The sequence below is a fragment of the Pseudomonas sp. p1(2021b) genome, from assembly GCF_020151015.1.
GTDB lineage: Bacteria > Pseudomonadota > Gammaproteobacteria > Pseudomonadales > Pseudomonadaceae > Aquipseudomonas > Aquipseudomonas putida_K.
The window spans coordinates 5,027,594-5,048,824 of record NZ_CP083746.1 but is presented as its reverse complement, the minus strand read 5'-3'; the positions used below and the strand labels follow the sequence as shown (position 1 = coordinate 5,048,824).

The following is a 21,231-nucleotide window of genomic DNA, read 5'->3' as shown; positions in this document are numbered from 1 at the left end:
GGTGTCAGGCGAGCTCTTTCAGGCGATGCCAGAGCATCCCCAGGGCCAGTAGCGGCGAGCGCAGCAGCTTGCCGCCGGGGAAGGTGATATGTGGCACCTTGGCGAACAGGTCGAAACGCCCGCTGTGCTGGCCGCTGATGGCCTCGCCCAGCAGACGCGCGGCCAAGTGGGTGGCGTTCACGCCATGGCCGGAATAGGCCTGGGCGTAATAGACGTTCGGCTGGCTGGCCAGGCGGCCGATCTGCGGCAGGCGGTTGGCGCCGATGCCGATCATGCCGCCCCATTGGTAGTCGATACGCACGTCGGCCAGCTGCGGGAATACCTTGAGCAGCTTGGGCCGCATATAGGCGGCGATGTCCTGCGGGTCACGACCGGAATAATGGCAGGCGCCGCCGAACAGCAGGCGGTGGTCGGCGGACAACCGATAGTAATCCAGTGCCACGCGCTGGTCGCATACGGCCATGTTCTGCGGCAGCAACTGACGGGCACGCTCCTCGCCCAACGGCTCGGTGGCGATGATGTAGCTGCCGGCGGGCAGCACCTTGCCGCCGAGTTCGCGGTTCAGGTCGTTGTGGTAGGCGTTGCAGCACAGTACCAAGGTCTTGGCACGTACGCGGCCCTGGGCGGTATGCACGGTCACTTCGGGGCCGTAGTCGATGTGAACGACTTCCGATTGTTCGTACAGGCCCACGCCCAGGCGGCTGGCCACGGCGGCTTCGCCAAGCGCGAGGTTCAGCGGATGCAGGTGCCCCGAGCCCATGTCAATCAGGCCGCCGACATAGCGGTCGGAGCCGACCACGCTGTGGATATCGTCCTTCTGCACCAGGCGTAGTTCATGGCGATAGCCCAGGCTGCGCAGCTCTTCGGCGTCTTCGGCAAAGCCTTGCAGCTCACCCGGCTTGTTGGCCAGGTCGCAGTAACCCCAGGTCAGGTCACAGTCGATGGCATGGCGCTCGATGCGCTCGCGGACGATATCCACAGCCTCCAGGCCCATGAGCTTCATGCTGCGCACGCCGTCCTCGCCGATGACCGGCAGGAACTGCTCCAGCCCATGGCCGACCCCGCGGATCAACTGCCCACCGTTACGCCCGCTGGCGCCCCAGCCGATCTTGCGCGCCTCCAGCAGGATCACCGAAAGCCCACGCTCGGCCAGCTCGATGGCGGTATTGAGGCCGGAATAACCGCCGCCGACGATGCAGACGTCGGCGCGATGGTCGCCTTGCAGGAAGGCGTAGTCAGGGTGAGGCGCGCTGCTGGCGGCATAGTAGGAGGCGGCGTGCTGCGCGCTGTGGATCATCGGGCTGGGTCCTGGGCTGGTGGGCTAGGCGAGGAGGATAAGCTGCGGCTCTGGGGTGGGCAACCGGCCAACCCTGGTTGGCGCGGTCACCTGTAGGAGCGACCTTGTGCCGCGAAAGGGGTGCGCAGCGCCCCCCAGAACTTCAGCTTCGCTGCATAGGTTGCCGGGGCCGCTTTGCGGCCCATTCACGGCACAAGGCCGCTCCTACCGAAGGGCGGCGCTATATAATCGGGTCAATTTCCCAGCTTTGTACCCGACCATGTCCTGCAACCGCCACAAGATCCAGTTCCTGCGCGAACTGATTCCATCCTTCGAATGCGAACCCGGTTGCCACGACTGCTGCGGCCCGGTCACCACCTCGGCCGAAGAGATGGCCCGCCTGCCGCGCAAGTCCCGCGCTGAGCAGGACGCCGCCCTGGAGCGTCTGGACTGTGTGCACCTGGGCCCCAACGGCTGCACGGTCTACGAAGAGCGCCCGATGATCTGCCGCCTGTTCGGCACCACGCCGCGCCTGGCCTGCCCGCGGGGGCGGGGGCCCGAACAGATGATCGAACCCGAGGCCGAGCAACTGGTGCATCAGTTCATCGCCAGCACCCGTCAGGTGCTGGTCTGAGCCTTATTCCGGAATCGGCAGGCAGAGGCTTTCCTTCACCTCTTCCATGACGATGTAGCTCTTGGACTCGCGCACATGCGGCAGCTTGAGCAGGATATCGCCAAGCAGTTTGCGGTAGGAGGCCATTTCCGAAATACGCGCCTTCACCAGGTAGTCGAAGTCGCCGGAGACCAGGTGGCACTCCAGTACGTGAGGCAGCTTGAGCACCGCGCGGCGGAACTCCTCGAAGGTGTCGCCGGACTTGTAGTCCAGGCTGATCTCGACGAACACCAGCAGGCTGCCCTTGAGGTGTTGCGGATTGAGCCGGGCGTTGTAGCCCATGATGATTCCCTCGCGCTCCAGCCGGCGAACCCGCTCGGTGCACGGCGTGGTGGAAAGGCCTACCTTTTCGCCCAGTTCGGTGAACGAGATGCGCCCGTCGTTCTGCAGGATGCGCAGGATATTGCGGTCGATCTTGTCCAGTTCACGCTTGCTCTGGTGCTGGGTTCTCATAGGGGATGCCCCTCCGTGAAAGGCGATTTTGCCGAGAATTCTCGCCAAATATAGGCTTTTATATAGTGAAATGCACTGGCTATTCCTCCATATACTGCGCCCATCCAGCCATTTCAACAAAAGTCTGCGGTTGACCGCGTGCGAGGGATAAACAATGCGAGTTCTGGTACTTGGTAGCGGTGTGATCGGAACCGCCAGTGCCTACTATCTGGCCCGGCAAGGTTTCGAAGTGACGGTGGTCGACCGCCAACCCGCGGTGGCCATGGAAACCAGCTTCGCCAACGCCGGCCAGATCTCGCCCGGCTATGCTTCGCCCTGGGCCGCCCCTGGCGTGCCGCTGAAGGCTATCAAGTGGCTGCTCGAGCGCCACGCCCCCCTTGCCATCAAGCTTACCGGCGACGTCGACCAGTACCTGTGGATGGCGCAGATGCTGCGCAACTGCACGGCCAACCGCTACGCGGTGAACAAGGAGCGCATGGTGCGTTTGTCCGAGTACAGCCGCGACTGCCTCGACGAACTGCGCGCCGAAACCGGTATCGCCTACGAAAACCGCTCCCTGGGCACCACCCAGCTGTTCCGTACCCAGGCGCAGGTGGATGCCGCCGCCAAGGATATCGCCGTGCTCGAACAGTCCGGCGTGCCCTACGAGCTGCTCGACCGCGATGGCATCGCCCGCGTCGAACCTGCCCTGGCCGGGGTGAAGAACATCCTGGCCGGTGCCCTGCGCCTGCCCAACGACCAGACCGGCGACTGCCAGCTGTTCACCACCAAACTGGCCGAAATGGCGGTCAAGCTGGGCGTGGAATTCCGCTTCGAGCAGAACATCCAGCGCCTGGATTTCGCTGGTGACCGCATCAACGGTGTATGGATCGACGGCAAGCTGGAAACCGCCGACCGCTACGTGCTGGCCCTGGGCAGCTACTCGCCGCAGATGCTCAAGCCGCTGGGCATCAAGGCGCCGGTGTACCCGCTCAAGGGCTATTCGCTGACGGTGCCGATCACCAATGCCGACATGGCGCCGACCTCGACCATTCTGGATGAAACCTACAAGGTCGCCATCACCCGGTTCGACAACCGAATCCGCGTGGGCGGCATGGCCGAGATCGCCGGCTTCGACCTTTCGCTGAACCCGCGCCGGCGCGAAACGCTGGAGATGATCGTCAATGATCTCTATCCTCGCGGCGGCGACCTGAGCCAGGCCAGTTTCTGGACTGGTCTGCGCCCGGCGACCCCGGACGGCACCCCGATCGTGGGCGCCACCCCGTACCGCAACCTGTTCCTGAACACCGGTCACGGTACCTTGGGCTGGACCATGGCCTGTGGCTCCGGTCGCCTGCTGGCCGACCTGATCGCGCGCAAGAAGCCGCAGATCAGTGCCGAAGGCCTCGACATTTCCCGTTACGGCAATAACCGGGAAGTGGCCAAGCACGGCCAGGCTGAGCCTGTGCATCAGTAATTGGCCTGCTTCACCGGCCCTATCGCCGGCAACCCTGTGTGGTTGCCGGTTTGCCGGCGATGGGCAACACCGACTTCAACCTGAACCACCATAAGGCTGCCGCCATGCGTCCCGCCCGTGCCCTCATCGACCTCCAAGCCCTTCGCCACAACTATCGCCTGGCCCGTGAACTGGCCGGTGCCAAGGCCCTGGCCGTGATCAAGGCCGATGCCTACGGGCATGGCGCAGTGCGTTGTGCCCTGGCCCTGGAAACCGAAGCCGACGGCTTTGCGGTGGCCTGCATCGAGGAAGCGCTCGAGCTGCGTGCCGCCGGGATCAAGGCGCCGGTGCTGCTGCTAGAAGGTTTCTTCGAAGCCAGCGAGCTGGCGCTGATCGCCGAGCACGACCTGTGGTGCGTGGTGCAGTCGCTGTGGCAGCTGGAAGCGATCGAGCAGACAACCGTCCACAAGCCACTGACCGTCTGGCTGAAGATGGACACCGGCATGCATCGTGTTGGCCTGCACCCGAAGGACTACCAGGAGGCCTACCAGCGCCTGCTGGCCAGCGGCAAGGTCGCACGCATCGTGCTCATGAGCCACTTCGCCCGGGCCGATGAACTGGACGCGGACGCCACGTCGCAGCAGGTGGCGGTGTTCGAAGCCGCCCGTCAGGGCCTGGCCGCCGAATGCAGCCTGCGCAATTCGCCCGCGGTCCTGGGTTGGCCTCAGGTGCCGAGCGACTGGGTTCGCCCGGGTATCATGCTCTACGGTGCCACGCCCTTCGAAGTCTCCCAGCCCCAGGCCGAGCGCCTGCAACCGGTGATGACCTTGCAATCACGCGTCATCGGCGTGCGTGAACTGCCGGCCGGCGAGCCGGTGGGCTACGGCGCCAAGTTCATCACCCCACGCCCGACCCGGGTCGGCGTGGTCGCCATGGGCTATGCCGATGGCTACCCGCGCCAGGCGCCCACCGGCACCCCGGTGATGGTCGCCGGCAAGCGCAGCCAACTGATCGGGCGGGTGTCCATGGACATGCTCTGCATCGACCTGACCGACGTGCCCGAGGCGACCCTCGGCAGCCCGGTGGAGCTGTGGGGCAAGCAGGTGCTGGCCAGCGAGGTGGCGGCCCAGGCGGGCATGATCCCGTACCAGATCTTCTGTAACCTCAAGCGCGTACCGCTGGACTACATCGGCGAATAAGCGGCCGAAGCGGACAGGCTGCGGGGTAAAGTGTTGTAAATACTGAACGGCATCGCCATCATATCGTTCACACTTTGCTCCCACCTCGACCGTTTCAGGAGGCTCCAGCTTTGGACGTCGGTGAACGACTGCAAGCCATCCGCAAGCTCAAGGGCCTGTCCCAGCGTGAACTCGCCAAGCGCGCGGGCGTTACCAACAGCACCATCTCGATGATCGAGAAGAACAGCGTGAGCCCATCGATCAGCTCCCTGCGCAAGGTGCTCAGTGGCATTCCCATGTCGATGGTGGAATTCTTTTCTGTCGAGCTCGCCCCCGAAAGTCCGACCCAGATCGTCTACAAGGCCCACGAGCTGATCGACATCTCCGACGGTGCGGTGACCATGAAGCTGGTGGGCAAGTCGCACCCCAACCGGGCCATCGCCTTCCTCAATGAGGTGTACCCGCCTGGCGCCGACACCGGTGAGGAAATGCTCACCCACGACGGCGAGGAAACCGGCATCCTGCTGGAAGGGCGCCTGGAACTGGTGGTCGGTACCGAGACTTTCGTCCTCGAAGCAGGCGACAGCTATTACTTCGAAAGCACCCGGCCGCACCGTTTTCGCAACCCCTTCGACGAGCCTGCCCGGCTGATCAGTGCAGCGACACCGTCGAACTTTTGATCCAGCGCAGTGCATTGTTGCGGCAATATCCCTTTCCCTTGTGGGGTCGTTTCACGGGCCCTGGGTTCCCGCTATACTTTCAAACGCTCGCAGATCCGTCGCCGCGGGCGTGATTAGCCACCATGAGGGTGTTCGCGTGAACCAAATCAAGAAGATGCTGGCGGTACCAGCAGCCGTATTCGCCCTTTGGGCAATGAGCGCAACCGCTGCGACCAACGACGACCTTGCCAAGCGCCTCGAGCCGGTCGGCCAGGTGTGCGTCCAGGGCCAGGAATGCAAAGGCATGGCCGTGGCTGCCACCGCGGGTGGTGGCGGCGCCAAGACACCGGACGAGGTCATCGCCAAGCACTGCAACGCCTGCCATGGCAGCGGCCTGCTCGGCGCGCCGAAGATCGGCGACACCGCCGCTTGGAAGGAACGCGCGGACCACCAGGGCGGCCTCGACGGCATCCTGGCCAAGGCCATCACCGGCATCAACGCCATGCCGCCGAAAGGCACCTGCGCCGACTGCTCGGACGAAGAACTCAAGGGCGCCATCAAGAAGATGTCGGGGCTTTGAACCCAGCCTGATTTCCTTACCCGCAAGCCCGCCTTCCATGGCGGGCTTTGTATTTTAGGACTCGCCGGCCCCATCGCGGGACAAGCCCCACAGGTTCAATGCTACCCTCCAGAGCGGCGCGAAACCTGTGGGAGCGGGCTTGTCCCGCGATTGGGGCGGCATGTTCAGCAACCTGTCCAAAGCCCATGTCCAATCCCTGCATGTACGGATATTCACAGGAGGCCCAGATGACGCAACGCGTTTCCATCGACCAGGCGGTAGAACAGGTCCTCGCCCGCCTGCCTGCCCATATCCACATGGGCCTGCCCCTGGGCCTGGGCAAACCCAATGCCTTCGTCAACGCTCTGTACGCCCGGATGCGCGAGCTGCCCGAGCGCCAACTGACGATCTACACCGCCCTGAGCTTGGGCCGCCCGCCGCTGGGCGATGGGCTGCAGCGGCGCTTCCTGGAGCCGTTCATCGAGCGGGTCTTCGCCGACTACGAAGAGCTCGACTACCTTGCCGACCTGCGCAACGACACCCTGCCTGCGAACATCCGCATCGAGCAGTTCTTCCTGCAGCCGGGCAGCCTGCTGCACAGCGAAGCGGCACAGCAGGATTATGTCAGCAGCAACTACAGCCATGCGGCGCGCGACATCAACGCCAAGGGTTTGAACCTGGTCGCCCAACTGGTGGCCACCACGCCCGAGCGCCCCGGCAAGCTCAGCCTGGCCTGCAACCCGGACATCACCCTCGACCTGCTGCCGATGCTGGCCCGCCGCCGCGCTGCGGGCGAAACCATCCTGCTGCTCGGCCAGGCGCACACCGAGCTGCCCTACATGCCTGGCGATGCCGAACTGGGCGAGGGTGATTTCGACCTGTTGATCGAAGAGCCGGAGCGGCGCCGGTTGTTCTCCACGCCGAACATGCCGGTATCGACCCAGGACCACTGCATCGGCCTGCATGCCAGTGCCTTGGTGCGCGACGGCGGCACCCTGCAGATCGGCATCGGCGCCATGGGTGATGCGGTGGCTGCCGCGCTGCTGGCCCGCCAGGGGGACAACGCCGGTTATCGTGCGGTGCTTGGGGCGTTGGACATCGCTCCATGGCAGGCCCTGATCGACCGGGAAGGAGGCCTGGATGCCTTCGCCCAAGGGCTGTACGGCTGCAGCGAGATGTTCGTCAACGGCTTGCTGGCCCTGGCTGACGCAGGGGTGATCCGGCGCCCGGCCGATGAGCGCGGGGTCCTGGTCCACGGCGGGTTCTTCCTGGGCCCGCAGGCGTTCTACCAGCGCTTGCGGGAAATGCCCCTCGAGCAACGTAGGCGCTTCGCCATGACCGGCATCGGCTTCATCAACGAGCTGTATGGCCAAGAAGCGCTCAAGCGCCGCCAGCGCCGTGATGCCCGCTTCGTCAACACGGTGTTCGGCATGACCTTGCTGGGTGCTGGCGTGGCCGACCAGCTCGAGGACGGGCGGGTGCTCAGTGGCGTGGGCGGGCAATACAACTTCGTCGCCCAGGGCCATGCCCTGGAAGGCGGGCGCTCGATCCTGCTGCTGCGCAGCTGGCGTGAGGCAGGGGGCGAGGTCACTTCCAATCTGTTCTGGAGCTACGGCCATTGCACCATCCCTCGGCATCTGCGCGACATCGTGGTGACCGAGTACGGCATCGCCGACCTACGCGGGCAGACCGACAGCGAGGTGATCGCCAGGTTGCTGGCGATCAGCGATTCGCGCTTCCAGCCGCAATTGATGGAGCAGGCCAAGGCAGCGGGCAAGCTGCCGAAAGACTTCCAGCTGGATGCCCGCTTCACCGATAACACGCCCGAGCGCCTGGAGGCGATCCGCGAGCAACATGGGCGGTTGTTCCCGGAGTATCCGCTGGGGTGCGACTTCACGGCCGAAGAGCGGGATTTGCTACGCGCGCTGAACTGGCTCAAGAGCAAGTTCAAGCTGAGCGAGGTGCTGGAGCTGGGCAAGGCGGCGCTGGACGCGCCCGCGCCCGAGGCGTATCCGGCGCACTTGGCGCGGATGGGGCTGGAGCTGCCGCAGGGGCTCAAGGAAGAGCTGTATCAGCGGCTGTTGCTGGCGGGGTTAGCGGCAACCTGATGAATGGCCGGGGCTGCTGTGCAGCCCTTTCGCGGCACAAGGCCGCTCCTACAGGGAGCGCGATCTTCTGTAGGAGCGGCCTTGTGCCGCGAAAGGGCCGCACAGCGGCCCCTAGGGTCATCACTCGATGAACGTGACCACGCCACCTTCCAGCGACTTCACCCGGGCTAGCGACTCGACGCGATAGCCCTGGCGATCCAGTTCGGCACGGCCGCCCTGGAACGATTTCTCGATCACGATGCCCAGGCCCGCAACGGTAGCACCGGCCTGCTTGATGATCGAGATCAGCGCCTGCGAGGCTTTGCCATTGGCCAGGAAGTCGTCGATCACCAGCACGCGGTCGCTGCTGTTGAGGTGGCGTGGCGAGATGGCCACGGTGTTCTCGGTCTGCTTGGTGAAGGAGTACACCGAGGCGGTCAGCAGGTTCTCGGTCAAGGTCAGCGACTGGTGCTTGCGGGCGAAGATCACCGGCACGCCCAGTTTCAGGCCGGTCATTACCGCCGGGGCGATACCGGACGCTTCGATGGTGACGATCTTGGTCACGCCCGAATCGGCGAACAGGCGGGCGAACTCGTCACCGATCAGCTGCATCAGCGCCGGGTCGATCTGATGGTTGAGAAACGCGTCGACTTTGAGAACCTGGTCGGAAAGCACGATGCCTTCTTCGCGAATCTTCTGCTGCAGTGCTTCCACTGTGGTATTCCTCGATGTAGCAAAGGTGGCCGCAGCCAGGGCCGCGACAAAGGTTTAAAGAGTAAGGGTTGGTCAGCGTTTGAGCATTGCCCGGATGTCGGCCAGTGCGTTGTTGCCGCGAGCGGCCTTCACCTCGACTGGCGCATCGTCCAGGCCTTCCCAGGCCAGGTCGTCCGGCGGCAGTTCGTCGAGGAACCGGCTGGGCGTGCAGTCGATGATTTCGCCGTACTGCTTGCGCTTGGCGGCGAAGGTGAACGCCAGGGTCTGGCGCGCGCGGGTAATGCCCACGTAGGCCAGGCGCCGCTCTTCCTCGATGGTGTCGGCCTCGATGCTGGAGCGGTGCGGGAGGATTTCCTCCTCCATACCCATGATGAACACGTAAGGGAACTCCAGGCCCTTGGAGGCGTGCAGGGTCATCATCTGCACGCCTTCGGCGTTTTCTTCCTCTTCCTGCTGGCGCTCGAGCATGTCGCGCAGCACCAGCTTGCCGATGGCGTCCTCGATGGTCATATCACCCTCTTCGTCCTTCTCGAGGGTGTTCTTCAGGGCATCGATCAGGAACCAGACGTTGCTGATACGAAACTCTGCGGCTTTGTCGCTGGCGGTGTTCTGGCGGATCCAGTTCTCGTAGTCGATGTCGCGGACCATGTCGTGCAGGGCGGCGATCGGGTCTTCCAGGGCCACGCGCTGGCGCACCCCGTCGAGCCAATGCTTGAAGCGCTGCAGGCGCTCGGTATAGCGGGCATCGAGGTGCTCGCCCAGGCCCAGCTCCTCGCTGGCGGCATACATCGACACGCCACGCTCGGTGGCATAGTTGCCGAGCTTTTCCAGGGTCGTGGAGCCGATCTCCCGGCGCGGCACGTTGATCACGCGCAGGTAGGCGTTGTCGTCGTCCGGGTTGACCAGCAGGCGCAGGTAGGCCATGAGGTCCTTGACTTCCTGGCGCCCGAAGAAGCTGTTGCCGCCGGAAAGGCGGTAGGGCACCTGGTGGTGCTGGAGCTTGAGTTCGATCAGCTTGGCCTGGTAGTTGCCCCGGTAGAGGATCGCGAAGTCGCTGTAGGGCCGGTCGGTGCGCAGGTGCAGGGTGAGGATCTCCATGGCCACGCGCTCGGCCTCGGCTTCCTCGTTCTTGCAGCGGATCACGCGGATCTCGTCACCCACGCCCATCTCGCTCCACAGCTGCTTCTCGAAAGCGTGGGGGTTGTTGGCGATCAGCACGTTGGCGCAGCGCAGGATGCGGCTGGTGGAGCGGTAGTTCTGCTCCAGCATCACCACCTTCAAGGAGGGGTAGTCCTCCTTGAGCAGCATGAGGTTTTCCGGGCGGGCGCCGCGCCAGGCATAGATCGACTGGTCGTCGTCGCCCACCACGGTGAACTGGTTGCGCATGCCGATCAGCATCTTCACCAGCAGGTACTGGCTGGCGTTGGTGTCCTGGTATTCGTCCACCAGCAGGTAGCGCACGCGGTTCTGCCAGCGCTCCAGGACATCCTTGTGTTCCTCGAACAGCTTCACCGGCAGCAGGATGAGGTCGTCGAAGTCCACCGCGTTGTACGCCTTGAGCGTGCGCTGGTAATGGGTGTAGACGATGGCGGCGGTCTGCTCGCGCGGGTTGCGCGCCTTTTCCAGGGCCTCGGCCGGCAGGATCAGGTCGTTCTTCCAGGCACCGATCATGTTCTTGATCTCGTCGATGCCGTCGTCGCCGGAGTATTCCTTCTGCATGATGTCCGACAGCAATGCCTTGATGTCGGTTTCGTCGAAGATCGAGAAGCCAGGTTTGTAGCCCAGGCGTTCGTGCTCCTTGCGGATGATGTTCAGGCCCAGGTTGTGGAAGGTGCACACGGTCAGGCCGCGGCCTTCGCCGGGACGCAGCAGGGTGCCGACCCGCTCCTTCATCTCGCGCGCCGCCTTGTTGGTGAAGGTCATGGCCACGATGTACTGGGCACGGATGCCGCAGTTCTGGATGAGGTGGGCGATCTTGCGTGTGATCACGCTGGTCTTGCCGGAGCCTGCACCGGCGAGCACCAATAGAGGGCCGCCGACGTAGTCACAGGCTTCCTGTTGCCGGGGATTGAGTCGGGACATGCTAGAAACCGGGGGTCACCAGAAAATAGCCGCGCATTCTAGCAGGCATGGGGCGGTTGTGGCGCGACCGTCTGACAGTGTGACGCAGTGCATGAATCAGATTTGCCGCTTTCGTCGGTTTCGCGCAGGATGCACGACATAATGCGTCGGGATGCTGGCCAAGGAATGGCACCTGGAGTAAAAATCATTTTCACTCATGAGGTGGGGATGCCTGCGCTCGCCGTTCTACCGTCCAAGCCTGAGGAGCCCGCTTGTCCACGCCTGTCGAACCGTTGCGTTTGCTGCTGTTGGCCGATGAGCCGGAATGGGCCGCCCTGCTGCGCGAGTGCTTGCAGCCGTTGGCGGGCAGTGCGGTATTGCTGACCGCACCGAACTGGGAGTCGGTCGACAGCCTGTTCACCCATGACCGCCACGCTGTGGTGCTGGCGACGCCAGCCCTGCAGCCGGCCCCGGGCCGCTGCGAGCTGCCGACCATCCTGCTGCTCGACGATGAGCCCGAGACGCCGCCAGCGGCGGTGAGCGACTGGCTGGTGCGCGGGCAGTTGAACAGCGATGCCTTGCGCCGTTCCCTGCGCCACGTGCGCGAGCGGGGTGTGCTGGTGGCAACGCTTCAGCGCTTGGCCGAGCAGGACCCACTGACCGGCATCGCCAATCGCCAGGGCTTCCAGGCCCTGCTGGTCGCGCGCCTGGCGCAGAACGAAGGCCGCGGCGTCGCCCTTGGCCATCTGGACCTGGACAACTTCCGCCATGTCAACGATGCCCTTGGCCACCAGGGGGGCGACCGGCTGATCCTGCAGGTGGTGGCACGCCTGAAGCAGCAGCTGGAAGCCGGTGACCAGTTGGCGCGCCTGGGCAGCGACGAGTTCGCCCTGCTGATCGATACCCGGCGCGATGCCGGCCGTGCCGAGTCGGTGGCCGAACGCATCGTCGAGGCCTTGGCCGAGCCCTACTGGATAGATGGCGAGAGCCTGCTGCTCGGTTGCAGCCTGGGCGTGGCCCATGCCCGTGCCCAGGCCGGCGCCGACCCGCTGATGTGGCATGCCCACATCGCCATGCGCCAGGCCAAGGGCAGCCAGGGCTGCACCTTCCATGTGTTCAACGAACGGATCAACCGCAACGCCCGCAGCCTCGCTGACCTGGAAGGCGAACTGCGCCGGGCGCTGCGCCGCGACGAGCTGGAGCTGCATTACCAGCCACGGTTGAGCCTCGCCGATGGGCGTATCGTCGGGCTCGAGGCCCTGGTGCGCTGGCGCCACGCCGAGCGCGGGCTGTTGCCACCGAGCGAATTCGTGCCCCTGGCCGAACAGAGCGGCCTGATTGTGCCGCTGGGCTACTGGGTGATTTCCCGCGCCCTGCGCGATATGCAGGCCCTGAGCGAAGGCGGCCTGGCGCCGCTGCACATGGCGGTGAACCTGAGCTTCCGCCAGTTCCAGGACAGCCAGCTGCTGGCCACCTTGAGCCGCCTGATCATCGAGCATGGCGTCGACGCACGTTGGCTGGAATTCGAACTCACCGAAACCGCGGTGATGCGCCGCAACGAGTTGGTACAGCAGACCATGGATGCCCTGGGGCGCCTGGGGGTTCGGTTCTCGCTGGATGACTTCGGCACGGGCTTTTCATCATTCGTGCACCTGAACAGCCTGCCGATCACCTTGCTCAAGGTCGATCGCAGCTTCGTCGCCGGTATGGAGCTGCGCGAGGAGAACCGCAAGCTGGTACATGCGATGATCAACCTGGCGCACAACCTCAACCTGGAGGTGGTCGCCGAAGGGGTGGAGACGCAGGAACAGTTGGCGTTGCTGCAGGGGTTTGGCTGTGATCAGGTGCAGGGCTTCCTGGTCAGCAAGCCGTTGCCGGTGGATGAGCTGGTGAGCTACCTGCAGCGGGCGACAGGGCCGCAGGTGATGAGCCTGTAATTGAAGGGGAGGGTTTTGCCCTCCATCGCGGCACAAGGCCGCTCCCGGCGCGTGCTGACTGTAGGAGCGGAAAGGGCCGCAAGGCGGCCCCAAGGCTCAAACCGACACTACTTCCGCTGCTGCCTTCTGCGCTTTGCCCAGCAACCGCCGGGTCCGCCACTCGAAGCCGATGGTCAGCGCCACCGCCGCACAGGCCAGCCCCAATGCCAGGCCCCACCACACGCCCACCGCACCACCACCGAGGGTGAAGGTGAACAGCCAGGCGCTGGGCGCGCCCACCAGCCAGTAGCAGCACAGGCCGATGAGGAAGGTGGTCTTAGCGTCCTTCAGGCCACGGATCGAGCCCATGGCGATGGTTTGCATGCCATCGAACAACTCAAACCAGGCCGCCACCATCAACAGGCTCACGGCCAGCTGGAAGATCGCCGCGAAGGCCGGGTCGTTCCGGTCGATGAACAACGCCACCAGTGCCTCAGGCAGCAGCCAGAACAGCGCCGCGAAGGCGAACATGATCATCGCCCCGAAGCCGATCCCCACCCGCCCGGCACTGCGTGCTGCCAACAGGTTGCCTGCACCGTAGTACAAGCCCACGCGCATGGTCACGGCATAGGACAGCCCCGTCGGCACCATGAACGCCGTGGAGACGATCTGCAGGGCGATCTGATGTGCCGCCAGCTCTGTGCTGCCCAGCACACCCATGCACAGGGCGGCGAAGGCGAACAGGCCGACCTCCACCATGTAGGTGCCGCCGATCGGCAGGCCCAGGCGCCACAGCTCGCGCAGCGCCGGCAGCGAGGGCCGCGACAGGCCCTTGCGCAGCGGGTAGTCGGCATAGGCCTTGTGCCAGCGGATATACAGCGCCAGGGCGATGGCCATGCCCATGGACACCACGGCGGTGACCAGGCCGATGCCCATCAGGCCCAGCTTGGGCAGGCCGAACATGCCTTCGATCAAGGCGTGGTTGAACAGGTAGTTGAGCACCGTGCCCACCAGGCTGATCACCATCACCGGCGTCGAACGGCCCAGGGCGCTGGTGAAGCCGCGCAAGGCCATGAACGTCAGGTAGCCGGGCAGGGCCAGAGGCAGCAGGGTGAGGAATTCCATGGCCGAGGCGACGTTCTCGGGCTTCTGGCCGAACAGCAGTAGGGCCGGCTCCAGGTTCCACAGCACCAGCCCGGCCACCAGGGCCAGGCCCCAGGCCAGCCAAAGGCCGTTCTGCGCCAGCCGGGTCGCGCCGGGCACATCGCCTGCGCCCTGGCGAATGGCGACCAATGTGCCGACTGCGGCAATCACGCCCAGGCAGAAGATCGACACGAACGAATAGCTGGCCGCGCCCAGGCCGCCACCGGCCAGGGCCTGGGGGCTGATGCGGGCCATCATCAGGGTGTCGGTCAGCACCATCAGCATGTGCGCCAACTGCGAGGCGATCAGCGGGCCGGCCAGGCGCAGCAGAGCCTTGAGTTCGGTGGTGGGCGCGACGTGCATGGAGGTGTCCTTTTTCCGGGGCCTGTTGAGCGAGGCGTCGATTCTGAGGCTTCGGTCAACTTTGCACAAAAGGATAAAAGCGATCGTTGGCATGAGTTGAACTCATGTATGTATGATCCATTTCATTCCATTGATGTTCCCGCAGGGCAGGTGCGAAATGTCCCGTCAGCTTCCCCCGCTGTATGCGTTGCGCGCATTCGAAGCCGCTGCCCGGCTGAGCTCGTTCACCCGGGCCGGCGAGGAGCTGTCCATTACCCAGAGTGCGGTCAGCCGGCACATCCGTACCCTGGAGGAGCACTTCGCCTGCCGCCTGTTCGTGCGCAACGGGCGCAGCCTGCAGCTCACCGAGGCGGCGCGGGTACTGCTGCCAGGTGTACGCGATGGCTTCAGCGCGCTGGAGCGGGCCTGCGATACCTTGCGCGGCGAGGACGACATCCTGCGCATGAAGGCCCCTTCGACCCTGACCATGCGTTGGCTGTTGGCGCGCCTGAGCCAGTTCCGCCACCAGCAGCCGGGCAACGAAGTGCAGCTGACCAGTGCCTGGATGGATGTGGACCACGTGGACTTCAACCAGGAGCCCTTCGATTGCGCGGTGCTGCTCAGCGACGGGGTGTTTCCGGCCGACTGGGAAGTACGGCGGCTGTTTTCAGAGTTGTTGATTCCGGTGGGGGCGCCCGACCTGCTCAAGGACGGGCCCTGGGACGAACGGCGCCTGGCGGGTATCGAGCTGCTGCATCCCACGCCCGATAAGCGCGACTGGCGTGCCTGGCTGGCGCGCATGGGGCTTGCCGACAAGGTCTCGCTCAAGGGTGGGCAGGTGTTCGATACCCTGGAGCTGGGCATGATCGCGGCGGCACGTGGCTATGGCATCTCCATGGGCGATTTGCTGATGGTTGCCGAGGATGTCGCCCAGGGGCGGTTGAGCCTGCCGTGGCCGACGGCTGTGCCCAGTGGCATGGATTACTACCTGGTGTGGCCACGCACACGGCCTGGGGGAGAGCGGTTGCGCCGGTTGAGTGCATTCCTGCAGGAAGAGGCTGCGGCGATGAACCTGCCGGATGTGCGCATTCTCGAGGGCCAATCGCGGGACAAGCCCGCTCCCACAGCAAGCGTACAGTTCTCGTGAACAGTGCCGAACCTGTGGGAGCGGGCTTGTCCCGCGATCGCGACCTGAAGCCTTACAAAGCGCCCAGGTTCAGCGCCTGGGCACAGGCCTGCAGCGACCGCTGCTCGCTCTGGGCATACAAGGCCAGCTCATCCTGCACCTTCATCTGCAGCGCTGCTTCGAAGGCAGCGCGGTTGGCATTGCTGCCATAGTCGGCCTGGGTATCGTCGCCCAGGTTGGACTGGAAGATCCCCGCTGCGCTCACCGGCAAGAAATCTTCGTACACCAACGCCTCGAAGTGCACATGGCCGGCGTCGATCAAGCCCTGCAAGGTGGTTGGACGGCCCTGCTGATCACGCTCGGCCAAGCCCTTTTCGGTCGCGAAGTAACGGAAGTACGCCAGCCCTTGCTCGCGCATCTGCGCCAGGTCATCGGGAAACTCGGCGAAGTGCTCGGCCAGCAGCGCCATATAGCGTTCGGCATTGGCCTCGGCCGGCACGCCGCCCAGGGCGGCGCGGGTGGCGTCGAGCAGGCGGTCATAGAGCTGACGCCCCTTGGGCGTCAGCGCCGCGCCACGCTGTTCGATCTCGCCGAAGCGTGCCGTATGGCTGCCTTGCGCGTCGCTGAAGGCGACCTTTTCTTGCAGGGCTTTGAAACTGGTCTGGCGCAGCAGGATCGGGTGACGGCGGGTGGGCGGGCCTTCGACCACCGCCTTGGGCGGGATGCCCTTGGCCGGCATGCCCAGCTGGATGGCGTCGATGTCCAGGGTGCGCGGGGTCAGGTGGTTGATGTGCGGGCCTTTGAAGGCCACCACATCGGCGATCAGGCGATGCTGATCGTGCAACTGCTGATATTGCTCGGCGGTCACCGTGGCGTCCTGGTGCCAGCGGAAGGTGTGCAGTGCTTCCTGGACGAAGGCCTCGGCATCGGCAGCGCCCAGGCCACCGTCGCGCTCGCATTGGGCGATCAGTTCAAGGGCCCGTGGGGTGAAGATCTTGCGCTTGGCCAGGATGCCCTGGGCCAGCTCGCGCAGTTGCGGGTTGTCGATCAGCTCCAGGCGCAGCAGGGAAGTGAACACGCGGAACGGGCTGATGTGCAGCGACTGTTCATGCACGGCGCGGAAGGCGGTGGAATGCACCGGCACGCCGGCTGAGCTCAGGTCGTAGTAGCCCACCGGCTCCATGCCCATGACCGCGAACAGCCGGGCGATGGTCGCCAGCTCCTCGGCGGTGCCGACACGGATGGCGCCATGGCGCTCCTGGTCGAGGCGCTCGATCTCACCGGTCCAGCGCAGGGCCTCGGCGACCGTGGGCTGCTGGGTCATCACCTGCTGGTTGATTTCGCTCACCAGCTCCAGCAGCGTGCCGTACAGGGGCACTTCCTGTTTGTACATGAGCGACATGGCGGCAGAGAACTGCGCACGGATGCTGTCGGGGCTGACGAAATCATGGGCGGGCATCGCTAGCTTCCTGGAGGTGAGTGGATACCCGTACATGAAAGCGGGGAATGCACCTCACCCACAAGCGAAAAAAAGTGCAGGTATCATTCCTTTTGCGATTGATGATCGCGAGTGTTGCGCCATCCCTGTAGGAGCGGGCTTGCCCCGCGACGGCCCGCAAAGCGGGCCCGATAACAGTCAGCCCTGCAATTGCTCCCGAACCCACTCCACCAATGCCCGCACCTTCGGCACCTCCGCCGCATGTTCGGCAAAGGCCAGGTAATGGGCCCCGGGGCTCTTCATCGCATAGTCCCAGGCCACCACCAGGCTGCCCTCGGCCAGCTCCTTGCTCACCAGGTAGCGCGGCACCAGGGCCACGCCACAACCGGCCTGGGCTGCGCTCAGCGCCATGTAGAAGGTGTCGAAGCGCGGCCCGTGGTAGCTGTCGTCGGTGTGCAAGCGCTGCTCCAGGAACCATTCATGCCAGGCCTCGGGTCGCGAGGTACTTTGCAGCAGCACCAGTTCGGCCAGTTCGCTGGCATCGTGCAAGGTCCGCCCCTGCAACAGCTCTGGGGCACACACCGGCACCACTTCCTCGCCGAACAGCTCTACGCAGGTGGCGCCCGGCCAGGTGCCCTGGCCATAGAAGAACACCGCGTCGGCCGAGCCTTGGAGCAGGGAGAAAGGCTCCATCTCGTTGCGGATGTCGAGGTGGATGTTGGGGTGGCGCTTGCCGAACCCTTTCAAGTGCGGGATCAACCAGCGCACGCCGAAACTCGGCTGGGTGGCTACCTTCAAGACTTCGGTCTGCTCGCCGTAGGTCAGTACGTAGCGGCTGGACATGTCCACCTGGGTGAGAATCTTGTTGACCTCGGCCAGGTACAGTGAGCCTGCAGGCGTCAGTTGCAGGCGCCGGCGGATGCGCAGGAACAGATGGTGACGGAGCATTTCCTCGAGCTGCGCCACCTGCTTGCTGACCGCGCTCTGGGTCAGGTGCAGTTCCTCGGCGGCACGGGTGAAGCTCAGGTGACGGGCAGCGGCCTCGAAGCACTGCAGGGCAGTCATCGATGGCACCAGGCGTTTGGACATAGCGGTCTCTACGGCGGGTTGGTCATTACCTGGCGGAATGATATGCGGAATAAAGGTCGTTTGTTGCGCCAGTGTCATCGGATTAATACTGATCCACATCAGGTTTTCAACCCTCCACCTTCTGTAGGAGAAGCACATGGTCGCTGGATTGCTCGAGCGCCTTGGCGTTGCCGCCGAGGCTTACACCCAGGGTGACTACCCTGTTCACACGCCGATCGACGGCAGCCAGATCGCCTCGGTGAAACTGCTCGGCAAGGCTGAGACCACCGCGCGCATCGACCAGGCGCAAAAAGCCTTCGAGGCCTGGCGCAGCGTGCCGGCCCCGCGTCGCGGTGAACTGGTGCGTCTGTTCGGTGAGGTGCTGCGTGCGCACAAGGCCGAACTGGGCGAGCTGGTGTCCATCGAGGCCGGCAAGATCACCCAGGAAGGCCTGGGCGAAGTCCAGGAGATGATCGACATCTGCGACTTCGCCGTCGGCCTGTCGCGCCAGCTGTACGGCCTGACCATCGCTTCCGAGCGCCCGGGCCACCACATGCGTGAGTCCTGGCACCCGCTGGGCGTGGTTGGTGTGATCAGCGCCTTCAACTTCCCGGTTGCGGTCTGGGCCTGGAACACCGCGTTGGCGCTGGTGTGCGGCAACGCCGTGGTGTGGAAACCGTCCGAAAAGACTCCATTGACCGCCCTGGCTTGCCAGGCGCTGTTCGAAAAAGCCCTGAAAGCCTTTGGCGATGCACCTGAAGGCCTGAGCCAATTGGTGATCGGTGGCCGTGAAGCCGGCGAAGCCCTGGTGGACGACCCACGCGTACCGCTGGTGAGCGCCACCGGCAGCACCCGCATGGGGCGCGAAGTCGGCCCGCGCGTCGCGGCGCGTTTCGGGCGCAGCATCCTCGAGCTGGGTGGCAACAACGCCATGATTCTGGCCCCGAGCGCCGACCTCGACCTGGCCGTGCGCGGCATCCTGTTCGCTGCGGTCGGTACCGCCGGCCAACGCTGCACCACCCTTCGTCGCCTGATCGTGCACCGCTCCATCAAGGATGAGGTGGTTGCCCGTGTCAAAGCCGCCTACGGCAAGGTACGCATCGGTGACCCACGCAAGGACAACCTGGTCGGCCCGCTGATCGACAAGCAGTCCTTCGACGCCATGCAAGGTGCGCTGGCCAAGGCTCGCGACGAAGGCGGGCAGGTGTTCGGCGGCGAGCGCCAGCTGGCCAGCGAATACCCGAACGCCTACTACGTTTCGCCGGCCATCGCCGAGATGCCGGGCCAGAGCGACGTGGTGCGCCACGAGACCTTCGCCCCGATCCTCTACGTGCTGGCCTATGACGACTTCGAAGAGGCCCTGCGCCTGAACAACGAAGTGCCGCAAGGCCTGTCCTCGTGCATCTTCACCACCGACATCCGCGAGGCTGAACGCTTCCAGAGCGCTTCGGGCAGCGACTGCGGCATCGCCAACGTCAACATCGGCACCAGCGGTGCGGAGATCGGTGGCGCCTTCGGCGGCGAGAAGGAAACCGGCGGTGGCCGTGAGTCCGGCTCGGATGCCTGGAAAGGCTACATGCGTCGGCAGACCAACACCGTGAACTACTCGCGCGAGCTGCCGCTGGCGCAGGGGATCGTGTTCGACTGATGTATTGATGCTGCATGGCCGGGGGCGGTGCCCCCGGTTCGCGGGTAAACCCGCTCCCACAGGTACAACACAGTGTTCGAAACCTGTGATGTACCTGTGGGAGCGGGTTTGCCCGCGAAAGGGCCGCCTTGCGGCCCCTACAAGAACAACATTGCTGGAGCCGGGCCATGTCCGAACTGCGTCAAGAATGTCTGTGGGAATTCATCACCAAGCCAACCGTCGCCACCCAGGCCCTGGCCGGTGAGCACAAGGCCGATGTCTGCGTGATCGGCGGTGGCATCACGGGCCTGTCGGCGGCGATCCACCTACTCGAACAGGGCAAGACGGTGATCCTGCTCGAGGCCTGGAAGATCGGCCACGGTGGTTCCGGACGCAACGTCGGCCTGGTCAACGCCGGCACCTGGATCCGCCCCGACGACGTCGAGGCGACCCTTGGCCTGCAACAGGGCAGCCGCCTGAACAAGGTGCTCGGTGAGGCCCCCGCCGAAGTGTTCGCCATGATCGAGCGCCTGGGCATCGACTGCCAGGCCCAGCACAAGGGCACCCTGCACATGGCGCACAATGCCACCGGCATCGCCGACCTGGAGGCCCGCCATGCCCAGTGGAGCCGACGCGGCGCCGACGTCGAACTGTTGACCGGCGCGCGGTGCCAGGAATATTGCGGCACCGACAAGATTTCCGCCGCGCTGCTCGACCGCCGCGCCGGCACCATCAACCCCATGGGCTACACCCAAGGCCTGGCCGCCGCCGTGGTACGCCTGGGCGGCCAGCTGTTCCAGCAATCCTCCGTCCAGGGCCTGGAGCGCGATGGCGACGGCTGGCGGGTGAACACCGCTCGCGGCTCGGTACGTGCCGACAAGGTGGTGATTTCCACCGGCGCGTACACCGAAGGCGAGTGGAGCAACCTGCAGAAGCACTTCTTCCGGGGTTATTACTACCAGGTCGCGTCCAAGCCCTTGCAAGGCGCCGCGGCGGACAAGGTCCTGCCCCACGGCCAAGGCTCCTGGGACACCCGTACCGTGCTCAGCAGCATTCGCCGCGACGACCAGGGCCGCCTGTTGCTGGGCAGTTTGGGCCGGGTCGACAACAAGCCGGCCTGGTTCGTGCGCAGCTGGGCCGACCGCATCCAGAGCCATTACTATCCGGAATTGGGCAAGGTCGAGTGGGAGATGCACTGGACCGGCTGCATCGACTTCACCCCCGATCACCTGATGCGCCTGTTCGAGCCGGCTCCTGGCCTGGTGGCGGTGACCGGCTACAACGGCCGCGGCAACACCACCGGCACGGTGATCGGCCGAGCGTTTGCCGAATTCCTGCTCAAGGATGACCCGGACAGCCTACCGATCCCGTTCTCGCCGATGAAGCCGGTGAGTGCGCCCTCGTTGCGTACCGCGTTCTATGAGTCCGGGTTCTCGCTGTACCACGCGGGCCAGTGCCTGCGGGTAGTGCTGTAAC

The 21,231-nt window shown here is 64.8% G+C and carries 17 protein-coding genes; 10 read left to right on the top strand and 7 right to left on the bottom strand.

Annotation, left to right across the window (positions count from 1 at the left end; genetic code table 11):
- Positions 1 to 4: 4 nt before the first annotated feature.
- Positions 5 to 1,297 (bottom strand): NAD(P)/FAD-dependent oxidoreductase, encoded by a 1,293-nt coding sequence (locus K8374_RS23435; RefSeq protein ID WP_224457405.1) that lies wholly within the window; start codon positions 1,295 to 1,297, stop codon positions 5 to 7.
- Between the two features lie 259 nt (positions 1,298 to 1,556).
- Here K8374_RS23435 and K8374_RS23430 point away from each other — a divergent pair, with 259 nt between their 5' ends.
- The gene (locus K8374_RS23430) at positions 1,557 to 1,910 is read left to right on the top strand and encodes a YkgJ family cysteine cluster protein (protein WP_224457404.1); all 354 of its coding nucleotides are present in this window, start codon (positions 1,557 to 1,559) and stop codon (positions 1,908 to 1,910) included.
- 3 nt (positions 1,911 to 1,913) lie between these two features.
- On the opposite strand, the gene K8374_RS23425 is transcribed toward K8374_RS23430, so the two are convergent.
- Positions 1,914 to 2,402 carry an Lrp/AsnC ligand binding domain-containing protein gene (locus K8374_RS23425; RefSeq protein WP_084855355.1) on the bottom strand — a complete coding sequence of 163 codons (489 nt, stop codon included), beginning with the start codon at positions 2,400 to 2,402 and terminating at the stop codon, positions 1,914 to 1,916.
- Between the two features lie 154 nt (positions 2,403 to 2,556).
- Here K8374_RS23425 and dadA point away from each other — a divergent pair, with 154 nt between their 5' ends.
- The 5 genes from dadA to K8374_RS23400 all read left to right on the top strand — a co-directional run bounded on the left by dadA (position 2,557) and on the right by K8374_RS23400 (position 8,341).
- Positions 2,557 to 3,858, top strand: a complete 1,302-nt coding sequence (dadA, locus tag K8374_RS23420) for a D-amino acid dehydrogenase (RefSeq protein WP_224457403.1) — start codon at positions 2,557 to 2,559, stop codon at positions 3,856 to 3,858.
- 104 nt (positions 3,859 to 3,962) lie between these two features.
- A complete protein-coding gene (gene alr, locus K8374_RS23415; RefSeq protein ID WP_224459390.1) occupies positions 3,963 to 5,036 on the top strand; it encodes an alanine racemase in 1,074 nt (357 codons plus the stop codon).
- A 110-nt stretch (positions 5,037 to 5,146) separates the two neighbouring features.
- Positions 5,147 to 5,695: a cupin domain-containing protein gene (locus tag K8374_RS23410; protein ID WP_084855358.1), complete on the top strand. Its 549-nt coding sequence runs from the start codon at positions 5,147 to 5,149 to the stop codon at positions 5,693 to 5,695.
- A 154-nt stretch (positions 5,696 to 5,849) separates the two neighbouring features.
- Entirely contained in the window at positions 5,850 to 6,254 is a 405-nt protein-coding gene (locus K8374_RS23405; protein WP_224459389.1) for a c-type cytochrome, read from the top strand.
- 227 nt (positions 6,255 to 6,481) lie between these two features.
- Entirely contained in the window at positions 6,482 to 8,341 is a 1,860-nt protein-coding gene (locus K8374_RS23400; RefSeq protein WP_224457402.1) for an acetyl-CoA hydrolase/transferase C-terminal domain-containing protein, read from the top strand.
- Between the two features lie 120 nt (positions 8,342 to 8,461).
- Here K8374_RS23400 and xpt read toward each other — a convergent pair whose 3' ends face one another.
- Complete coding sequence (xpt, locus tag K8374_RS23395; protein WP_084855360.1) at positions 8,462 to 9,034, bottom strand: xanthine phosphoribosyltransferase; 573 nt, start codon at positions 9,032 to 9,034, stop codon at positions 8,462 to 8,464.
- A gap of 72 nt (positions 9,035 to 9,106) precedes the next feature.
- Positions 9,107 to 11,116, bottom strand: a complete 2,010-nt coding sequence (gene rep / locus K8374_RS23390) for a DNA helicase Rep (RefSeq protein WP_224457401.1) — start codon at positions 11,114 to 11,116, stop codon at positions 9,107 to 9,109.
- Positions 11,117 to 11,367: 251 nt separating this feature from the next.
- Here rep and K8374_RS23385 point away from each other — a divergent pair, with 251 nt between their 5' ends.
- Positions 11,368 to 13,032: a putative bifunctional diguanylate cyclase/phosphodiesterase gene (locus K8374_RS23385; RefSeq protein ID WP_224457400.1), complete on the top strand. Its 1,665-nt coding sequence runs from the start codon at positions 11,368 to 11,370 to the stop codon at positions 13,030 to 13,032.
- Between the two features lie 96 nt (positions 13,033 to 13,128).
- On the opposite strand, the gene K8374_RS23380 is transcribed toward K8374_RS23385, so the two are convergent.
- Positions 13,129 to 14,517 carry a NorM family multidrug efflux MATE transporter gene (locus tag K8374_RS23380; RefSeq protein WP_224457399.1) on the bottom strand — a complete coding sequence of 463 codons (1,389 nt, stop codon included), beginning with the start codon at positions 14,515 to 14,517 and terminating at the stop codon, positions 13,129 to 13,131.
- A gap of 157 nt (positions 14,518 to 14,674) precedes the next feature.
- Between K8374_RS23380 and K8374_RS23375 the strand changes: the two genes are divergently transcribed.
- Entirely contained in the window at positions 14,675 to 15,643 is a 969-nt protein-coding gene (locus K8374_RS23375; RefSeq protein WP_224457398.1) for a LysR substrate-binding domain-containing protein, read from the top strand.
- A gap of 52 nt (positions 15,644 to 15,695) precedes the next feature.
- On the opposite strand, the gene K8374_RS23370 is transcribed toward K8374_RS23375, so the two are convergent.
- Together K8374_RS23370 and K8374_RS23365 are read right to left on the bottom strand one after the other, a co-directional pair.
- Complete coding sequence (locus K8374_RS23370) at positions 15,696 to 17,081, bottom strand: VOC family protein (RefSeq protein ID WP_224457397.1); 1,386 nt, start codon at positions 17,079 to 17,081, stop codon at positions 15,696 to 15,698.
- Between the two features lie 177 nt (positions 17,082 to 17,258).
- Entirely contained in the window at positions 17,259 to 18,149 is an 891-nt protein-coding gene (locus K8374_RS23365; protein WP_224457396.1) for a LysR family transcriptional regulator, read from the bottom strand.
- Between the two features lie 136 nt (positions 18,150 to 18,285).
- Here K8374_RS23365 and K8374_RS23360 point away from each other — a divergent pair, with 136 nt between their 5' ends.
- A complete protein-coding gene (locus tag K8374_RS23360; protein WP_318010855.1) occupies positions 18,286 to 19,776 on the top strand; it encodes an aldehyde dehydrogenase family protein in 1,491 nt (496 codons plus the stop codon).
- Between the two features lie 167 nt (positions 19,777 to 19,943).
- Positions 19,944 to 21,230 (top strand): NAD(P)/FAD-dependent oxidoreductase, encoded by a 1,287-nt coding sequence (locus tag K8374_RS23355; RefSeq protein WP_224457395.1) that lies wholly within the window; start codon positions 19,944 to 19,946, stop codon positions 21,228 to 21,230.
- The last annotated feature ends 1 nt before the right edge of the window (position 21,231 follow it).

Coding starts and splice junctions, on each gene's coding strand:
- K8374_RS23425 (WP_084855355.1), bottom strand. CDS start 2,402: ATGAGAACCCAGCACCAGAGCAAGCGTGAACTGGACAAGATCGACCGC.
- K8374_RS23400 (WP_224457402.1), top strand. CDS start 6,482: ATGACGCAACGCGTTTCCATCGACCAGGCGGTAGAACAGGTCCTCGCC.
- K8374_RS23360 (WP_318010855.1), top strand. CDS start 18,286: ATGGTCGCTGGATTGCTCGAGCGCCTTGGCGTTGCCGCCGAGGCTTAC.
- K8374_RS23380 (WP_224457399.1), bottom strand. CDS start 14,517: ATGCACGTCGCGCCCACCACCGAACTCAAGGCTCTGCTGCGCCTGGCC.
- K8374_RS23430 (WP_224457404.1), top strand. CDS start 1,557: ATGTCCTGCAACCGCCACAAGATCCAGTTCCTGCGCGAACTGATTCCA.
- dadA (WP_224457403.1), top strand. CDS start 2,557: ATGCGAGTTCTGGTACTTGGTAGCGGTGTGATCGGAACCGCCAGTGCC.
- K8374_RS23365 (WP_224457396.1), bottom strand. CDS start 18,149: ATGTCCAAACGCCTGGTGCCATCGATGACTGCCCTGCAGTGCTTCGAG.
- K8374_RS23375 (WP_224457398.1), top strand. CDS start 14,675: ATGTCCCGTCAGCTTCCCCCGCTGTATGCGTTGCGCGCATTCGAAGCC.
- K8374_RS23405 (WP_224459389.1), top strand. CDS start 5,850: ATGCTGGCGGTACCAGCAGCCGTATTCGCCCTTTGGGCAATGAGCGCA.
- alr (WP_224459390.1), top strand. CDS start 3,963: ATGCGTCCCGCCCGTGCCCTCATCGACCTCCAAGCCCTTCGCCACAAC.
- K8374_RS23370 (WP_224457397.1), bottom strand. CDS start 17,081: ATGCCCGCCCATGATTTCGTCAGCCCCGACAGCATCCGTGCGCAGTTC.
- rep (WP_224457401.1), bottom strand. CDS start 11,116: ATGTCCCGACTCAATCCCCGGCAACAGGAAGCCTGTGACTACGTCGGC.
- K8374_RS23435 (WP_224457405.1), bottom strand. CDS start 1,297: ATGATCCACAGCGCGCAGCACGCCGCCTCCTACTATGCCGCCAGCAGC.
- K8374_RS23355 (WP_224457395.1), top strand. CDS start 19,944: ATGTCCGAACTGCGTCAAGAATGTCTGTGGGAATTCATCACCAAGCCA.